We start from the raw sequence: 7501 nt of genomic DNA on the forward strand, positions 1-7501 counted from the left end.
GCTGTAGCTGTGCGCGGTCAAGGACGTCTGCTCGGGCCGCATCGTGGGCTACTCCATCGACGCCCGGATGCGCTCCGGCCTCGCGGTGAGAGCCCTGGAATCCGCGGTCGCCCGTCGCGGCCAGGTCGCCGGATGCACCGTGCATTCCGGCCGCGGGCCGCAAGGCGCATTCAACTGGTCGTCGCAACAAGAAGGCGACGTCATGATGCTTCACTCCCCAGGTCGCCGACGGAGCATCAACTGGTACCTCGGCTCAGCGAATGCGTGCGGCCCGGCTGGTTCGAGCCCTTCCGCAACGCCCCGCCACCCGCACCTACCGCCGCTGAACAACTCCCCGCTCACCGGCGCCACAAGCTGGTGGATCTGCTCGGATCCTTGCCCGGGTAGTTGATCTGCCGTCCCAACCATCCTGCGAGCTGTCACACCTCGTCCTCTGCCCCAGGTATGCGCCAAGTAGGGTCACAGGTGGCCAAGCTGGGGGTGCATGGTGGTTGGGGCTGCAGTAAGGCGGGGTGTCCGGCTCGGGGTGCGGATCGGGTCGGTGCTAGCGGCTCTCTTCGGCTCGGTGGCGCTCGTGGGTGCGGTGATGTGGCTTCACACGGGTCTGCACGAGTCCCTGGTAGGTCTCATGCGCGGCATTGTCGCGGTGGGAGGGAGCCTGGGGGTTGGTGTCCTGCTCGGTGCGGTAACCGGTGCGGCCCTTGCTCTGTCGCCCGAATGGCTTGCCGCCCGGGCTCCGTTGCGGGGGCTGCTCGCCGGCTGTGTCGCGAGCACGATTTACCTCGGTGAAGCCGTCGTTGTGGCGGTCGCCTCCGACGGCGGCTACGGACCGGTTCTTCTCACACTCCTTTCCACGCCGGTGGTTGGTGTAGTGGCGGCGGTGCACAGCGGGGAGGTACTGGGACGTACGCGCTATCACCAATGGCTGGCGAGGTAGGGGCGCCTTGAAGGGCTGGTCACAGCGCTTTAGCCGGGTACTGGGTCCATGTGCGGAGGGGTGAGTCAGGGGCGGAGTTCGACTTCGGTTCGGCGCGGTCGTTGCGCCAGCGGATGTAGGCGCCGATGGCGGCGTTCTGTTCGACGTGGCCGCGGTGGTCGGTCCCGTTGAGGGCGAAGTAGCGCAGGGCGGGGAACTCCGACTCAATCCAGTTCAGCCACGATCCGTAGGTCGGCAGGAAGACCAGATCGATGTCGTTCGCCGTAGCCCAGGCCCGGACATCAGGGTGCTTGTGCGGGAAAAGTTGTCCAGGACGACGCGCTGCTTCTCGCTGGGCCAGCGGGTGCGCAGGGATTTGAGCAGGGCCAGGAACTCGCGCCACCGTTTGCGGGGCCGGATGCGGTAGTACATCCGGGCGATAAGACAGATGTGCTCGCGCACCTGACTGCTGACCATCCTGGGCCGCCCGCCGCTCCCATTCGGGTCCAGGTCCTCGGACCCCCGCTCGTTGGAGGCATGGATGACATGGCGCACGTAATCGGCGCCGACCTGGAGCAACAAGGTGATATCCGTCACCAACCGGCCCTGCGCGGACATCATCACCACGCTCGCTCGCCGCAACCTCACCGGGTCCTTCGCGGTTCGGTCGCTTAGGACGCTCCGTCGATCCCATCAATTTTGGTCCTGTCATGCAGTCATTCGGCGACGTCGACTCCGTAGGACCGGGCGAGGTCGGCGAGAGCATGGTCGTATCCCTGCCCGACCGCCCGCAGCCGCCACCCCTCGCCCCGGCGGTAGATCTCGGCGAGGATCATGGTGCGCTCGGTGGTTGCGGCATCGAGGGTGGCACGGGCGGTCGGGGCCTCGCCGATTCCGCGGGTGACGACGACCTCCACCGCGCCGACGTCGGAGAATGTGACGTCGCCGTCGATCGCCGCCGCGACCACGACCCTGGTCACCTCCAAGGGCAGCCGTTCCAGGTCGACGCTGACGGCTTGCTCCGTCGGACCGTCCGTGGCGAGCCGCACTGTGCCATCAGGGTGTTCGGGTGCTCCGTAGAAGACCAAGTCCTCGTCTCCCGCGACCTGCTCCTGCGCGTCCAGCAGGAAGGTGACTACATCGACGTCGCATGCGGTGAGCTGCCCCCATGTGGCCGCCACCGTCCACGTCGCACCGGCCTCAGGCAGGTCGACGACCTCGCCCCGCACCAGGACTTCTGCCGTGTCCCGCGACTCGGCGGCCGGGTCCTGCTGCACAGAACCGAGTTCGGGTACAGGGACCATAGCGGGCGCGAGGAGCCAGTCGGCGCCGTGGACGGGCAGGCCGAGCGAGGTGATGCGGCTCATGCGCCGATCCGATTCCCCGCCGGGGAGCAGCACGATGTCGGTGATTTTCGCCGAGAGGTTGACCGCTGCGGAGGCGCCGAGCTCGACGACCCGGACGCGCGCCGCCCCGGCTTCCTCGTGGGTGCCGCCCAGCACCAGCACGCGGCGCCCGGCGAGCGATCGGTCCGCCCTGGCGGGACCGGTGCGTGCGACCGGTGCGGCGGTGCGCTGCGCGGGCAATGCCGGCGTAGGCGTGCGGGGCGCGGCCGCCGCCTCCCCCGGCGTCTCTGCGGCACGTCGTCGGCCAGCGACTCCGGCTCGGGCCGCGCCCTTGGCCTGACCGGGCCGCACGTCGTCCAGCAACCGCAGATACGTCTGCTCGTCCACCACGGGAACGCCTTCGGCAACGGCCCGGCGTAGTTTGGCGGTCCCGTCGCCAGAATCATTGGTGACCAGGAGGCTGGTCTGTCCGCTGACCGAAGTCATCATGTTGAGACCAGCCGCTACCGAGCGGGCGATCAGCTCCTCGCGGGACATCAGGGTTTCGCCGGTGACGGCGACTTTCATCCCCTGTACCAGGCAGTCTCCGGCCTGGAACCGGCCGGGGTTCCGGTACGGACACGGGGTCTTCGGGACGAAGGGCTTGTAGTCCTGGCGCGGCGGGCAGGCCAGAAGCGGAAGGTCCAGGCCCAGACGTCCCGCGGCGTCCAGCGAGCCCTGCAGAATCCCTGTGAGCACACGGACGTCGTCCTGCGCGTCGTGTGCCCGCTCCTGACGCACGCCGTAGTGCGCGGCAAGCGTCCCCAGCTTGAGATTCGGCGTCGCGGGCGCGATCAACCTGTTGAGAGCCAGGGTGCACAGACGCCTACTCACGGGCACCCACGAGCGGACGCGGGCGAACTCATGGGCCAGGAAGTCGTAGTCGAACTGCGCGTTATGGGCGACAAGAACGCGACCACTCAGCAGCGCACCGACCTGCGGCGCGATCTCCTCGAAAGGGGGTGCGCCTGCCAGGCGCGCGCGGGTGAGCCCATGAACATTCACCGGCCCCGGGTCGCAGCCCGGGTTGAGGAGCGTGGAGAACTCACCGGTCCGCCGGCCGTTTCCGTCCAGCGTTACGACCGCGAGGGACAGGACGCGGTCCCGGCCGGGCCTCAGCCCGGAAGTCTCCACGTCCACCAACGCCCAGTCGTGGAAATACTCGGGCAGCACGGGCCACTTCGGGCTCGCTGACAGCAGGGCCATCTCCGGCTCCCCTTCCGGTGCGGCAAGCGGCACGCAGCCCTCTCGCGCTCATGGTCGATCAGGAGATCTTTCCACGCACAGGGCACTCTCTTGCAGCGGATCTCGCCCAGAGGCTCCGCTACCGCTTGAGACACACCGTCTCCGGCGGACTACTGAGCCCAGTGGACCACTTCACCCACCAAGGAGTCGGGCCGGTGGTCCGTCAGCCGGGCGGGCTGTACCTCCCAGGGACAACAGGGTCACACCACGACCGCACATCGACGGCGGAGCCAGGGAGAGCGTGAATACTGCTACGGCCTCCCACCGGGGCCTCTTGCAGTTGGTGCGGCCGGACGTGACCCGTACAGTCAGGCCTCGCCGACGCCGCCCAGGAAGCTCAGACGAACCTGACGGTCCGCGTTGTCGACGTTCGTGTCGACGAGGCAGACCGACTGCCACGTGCCCAGTTCCAGCCGCCCCCCGATCACCGGCAGGGTGGCATGCGGCGGTACGAGGGCGGGCAGGACGTGGTCGCGGCCGTGGCCCGGGTGGCCGTGGCGGTGGTGCCAGCGGTCGTCGGCGGGGAGCAGGTCCTTCAGGGCGGCGAGGAGGTCTTCGTCGCTGCCGGCGCCGGTCTCCAGGATCGCGATCCCGGCCGTCGCGTGCGGGACGAAGACGTGCAGCAGGCCGTCCCTGCCCTGGGCGGTGCGGGAGAGGAACTGTTCGCAGTCGCCCGTCAGGTCGGCGACCGTCTCGGTCCGGCCGGTGGTGATGCTCAGCAGGTGTGTGGCAAAGGAATCAGGCATGGCCCCATTCTGGCTCCAGGGCGCGCCGGGGCGTGGTTCCGGCGGGGCGGGACGTCGGGAAGATCCGGGCGCCGGACAAGGTTGGTAGAAGCGTGAACAACTTTGGGGCGCGTGAGCTGGACGTGGTCGTGATCGGCGCGGGGCAGGCGGGTCTGTCCGCCGCGTACCACCTGCGGCGTACCGGCTTCGAGCCGGACCGGGATTTCGTCGTCCTCGACGGCGCGCCGCAGCCCGGCGGCGCCTGGCAGTTCCGGTGGCCCTCGTTGACGTACGGCAAGGTGCACGGCATGCACTCCCTGCCCGGGATGGAGCTGGCCGGAGCCGACGACAGCCGGCCCTCCTCCGAGGTGATCGGCGGGTACTTCGCGCGGTACGAGCACCGTTTCGGGTTGCGGGTGCACCGGCCGGTCTCGGTGAGCGCCGTACGTGAGGGCGAGGGCGGGCGGCTGCTCGTCGAGACCTCCGAGGGCGCGTACGCGCCGCGTGCGCTGATCAACGCGACGGGAACCTGGGGCCGGCCGTTCTGGCCGCGCTACCCCGGCCAGAACGCCTTCCGGGGGCGGCAGTTGCACACCGCGGACTATCCCGGGCCCGGGGAGTTCGCCGGTCTGCGGGTGGTCGTGGTCGGCGGGGGCGCCTCGGGCACCCAGCACCTGATGGAGATCGCGGAGGTGGCGGCCTCGACGTACTGGGTGACCCGCCGTCCCCCGGTCTTCCGCGAGGGGCCGTTCGGCCAGGAACAGGGGCGGGCCGCCGTCGCGATGGTGGAGGAGCGGGTGCGGCGCGGGCTGCCGCCGCAGAGCGTGGTGAGCGTGACCGGGCTGCCGCTGAACGACGCCGTCCGGCGCGCCCGCGAACAGGGAGTGCTCGACCGGCTCCCGATGTTCGAGCGGATCACGGAGAACGGGGTGGCCTGGGCCGACGGACGCACCGTCGAGGCCGACGTGATCGTATGGGCGACCGGCTTCCGGCCCGCCGTCGACCACCTGGCCGCGCTACGGCTCCGCGAGCCCGGGGGCGGCATCCGCGTGGAGGACACCCGGGCTGTACGGGACGCGCGGGTGCACCTCGTCGGTTACGGGCCGTCCGCCAGCACGATCGGGGCCAACCGGGCAGGGCGTGCCGCGGTCCGTTCGGTCCGGCGACTGCTCGACCGCGTGCCCGCCTGAGGTCCCGCGGGCACGGGGCGGGGTGCCGGATGACCGTCCTCAGGTGACTGCCGGGGCCATGCTGCTGCCGTCGCGGCGGAGCAGTGCGGCGTACCGGCCGTCCCGCTCGACGAGTTCCTCGTGGGTGCCGCGCTCGGCGACGCGTCCGCCGTCCAGGACGACGATCTGGTCCGCGTCGCGGACGGTGGAGAGGCGGTGGGCGATGGTCAGGGTGGTCCGGCCCTCGGACAGCGCGTCGATCGCCTGCTGTACGGCGTGTTCCGTACGGGTGTCGAGGGCGCTGGTCGCCTCGTCGAGGATCAGGACGGGCGGGTCCCTCAGGATGGTGCGGGCGATGGCCAGCCGCTGTTTCTCGCCGCCCGAGAAGCGGTAGCCGCGCTCACCGACCAACGTGTCGTAGCCGTCGGGCAGGGACGCGATGTGGTCGTGGATCTGGGCGGCGCGCGCCGCGGCCTCGATCTCCTCGGCGGTGGCGTCCGGCTTGGCGAAGCGGAGGTTCTCCGCGACGGAGGCGTGGAAGAGGTACGTCTCCTGGGAGACCACGCCGACGGCCCGGGCCAGGGTCTCGAAGTCCAGGTCGCGGACGTCCACGCCGTCGAGGGTGACCCGGCCGCCGGTGACGTCGTACAGCCGTGGGACCAGGTAGCTGAGCGTGGACTTCCCGGACCCGGTGGGCCCGACGACCGCCAGGGCGTGTCCGGCCGGCACGGTGACGTCGATGCCGCTCAGGGTCGGGGCGGTCTGCCCGTCGTAGCTGAAGATGACGTCCTCGAACGCGATCTCGCCCCGGATCTTGTCCAGCCGTACGGGCTTCTCGGGCTCGGTGATGTCCACCGTGAGGTCGAGGTACTCGAAGATCCGTTGGAAGAGGGCGAGGGACGTCTGCATCTGGACGCCGGTGGAGAGCAGGCTCACGGCCGGGCGGAAGAGGCCCTGCTGGAGCGAGACGAAGGCGACCAGGGTGCCGAGGGAGACCGAGGTGACTCCGGAGCTCAGGGTGAGGCCCGCGGCCCAGTAGATGACGGCGGGCATGGCCGCCATGACGATGCCGATGGTCGACATGCGCCAGCGCCCCGCCATGCTGGAGCGCACCTCCAGGTCGACCAGGCGCTCCGACTCCTCGGCGAACGCCCTGGTGAGCGAGTCGGAGCGGCCCATGGTGCGGCCGAGGAGGATACCGCTCACCGAGAGCGACTCGGTGACCGTGGCGGCCATCGCGGCCATCTGCTTCTGCCGCTGGGTGGTGATCTTCTTGCGCTCCTGGCCGACGCGGCGGCTGATCCACACGAAGGCGGGCAGCAGGAGCAGCGAGACGACGGTGAGCCGCCAGTCCAGCGCGAGCATGGCGACCACGGTGGCGATGACCGCCGTGAGGTTGGAGACCAGCGAGGTCGCGGTCGAGGTGACCGTCGCCTGCATCCCGCCGATGTCGTTGGCGATGCGGGACTGGACCTCGCCGGTGCGGGTCCGGGTGAAGAAGGCGAGCGGCATGCGCTGGAGCTGCGTGTAGACGGCGGTACGGAGGTCGTGCATGACCCGCTGGCCGACCGTCGTGGAGATCAGGGTCTGCAGGACGCCGAAGACGCTGTTGACCACGGCCGTGAGGATCATGCCGAGCGCGAGCAGCGTGAGCAGCCCGGTGCGCCCCTGCGGGATCGCGGTGTCCAGGATCTCGCGGAGCAGGAAGGGGGAGGCTACGGACACCAGCGACGAGGCGCCGACCAACAGCCCCACCAGGGCGAGTCTGCCCCGGTAGGCACGGAAGAGGCGGAAGATGCGGCGCAGCTCGGCAGGCGGCTGCCCGCCGTCCCGCGCGGGGGGTGTCCACAGGGGTTCGTCGGGTTTCATGGGCTCCTTCGGGCAGGACGGGGCAGGGCGAGGCGGACGGAACAGAACAAGGCGGAAGCGGAGGGTTGAGCCAGCCTCTTCGAGAGGATAGCTCATTGTTACCTGTACTCACAATGAACGACGTCCTGTTATTGTTCCCCCCATGGATTCCCCCGACTCCGACGGCCTCCTGGCCCTGTCTCTTATACACAT

General features: G+C 69.8%; 6 protein-coding genes and 1 pseudogene. 2 read left to right on the forward strand and 5 right to left on the reverse strand.

What is annotated here, in order from left to right; all coding sequences use genetic code 11:
- Positions 1–7 precede the first annotated feature (7 nt).
- Positions 8–163: pseudogene (locus IH13_RS42870) on the forward strand (IS3 family transposase); the annotation flags it as partial.
- Positions 164–544: 381 nt separating this feature from the next.
- On the opposite strand, the gene IH13_RS43635 reads toward IH13_RS42870, so the two are convergent.
- The 4 genes from IH13_RS43635 to IH13_RS0127880 all read right to left on the reverse strand — a co-directional run bounded on the left by IH13_RS43635 (position 545) and on the right by IH13_RS0127880 (position 4292).
- Complete coding sequence (locus IH13_RS43635) at positions 545–919, reverse strand: hypothetical protein (protein WP_158791356.1); 375 nt, start codon at positions 917–919, stop codon at positions 545–547.
- Between the two features lie 231 nt (positions 920–1150).
- A complete protein-coding gene (locus tag IH13_RS44085) occupies positions 1151–1543 on the reverse strand; it encodes a hypothetical protein (protein ID WP_051835954.1) in 393 nt (130 codons plus the stop codon).
- 89 nt (positions 1544–1632) lie between these two features.
- Entirely contained in the window at positions 1633–3507 is a 1875-nt protein-coding gene (locus IH13_RS0127875; RefSeq protein WP_031088733.1) for a TerD family protein, read from the reverse strand.
- 347 nt (positions 3508–3854) lie between these two features.
- The gene (locus IH13_RS0127880; RefSeq protein ID WP_031088734.1) at positions 3855–4292 is read right to left on the reverse strand and encodes a secondary thiamine-phosphate synthase enzyme YjbQ; all 438 of its coding nucleotides are present in this window, start codon (positions 4290–4292) and stop codon (positions 3855–3857) included.
- A 92-nt stretch (positions 4293–4384) separates the two neighbouring features.
- Here IH13_RS0127880 and IH13_RS0127885 point away from each other — a divergent pair, with 92 nt between their 5' ends.
- Positions 4385–5461, forward strand: coding sequence for an NAD(P)-binding domain-containing protein (locus IH13_RS0127885; RefSeq protein ID WP_031088735.1), 1077 nt, complete (start codon positions 4385–4387; stop codon positions 5459–5461).
- 39 nt (positions 5462–5500) lie between these two features.
- Here the strand turns inward: IH13_RS0127885 and IH13_RS0127890 are convergent, their stop codons facing one another.
- Positions 5501–7309 (reverse strand): ABC transporter ATP-binding protein, encoded by a 1809-nt coding sequence (locus IH13_RS0127890; protein WP_031088736.1) that lies wholly within the window; start codon positions 7307–7309, stop codon positions 5501–5503.
- Positions 7310–7501 lie beyond the last annotated feature (192 nt).

The organism is Streptomyces sp. NRRL WC-3549, assembly GCF_000721935.1.
Classification (GTDB): domain Bacteria; phylum Actinomycetota; class Actinomycetes; order Streptomycetales; family Streptomycetaceae; genus Streptomyces.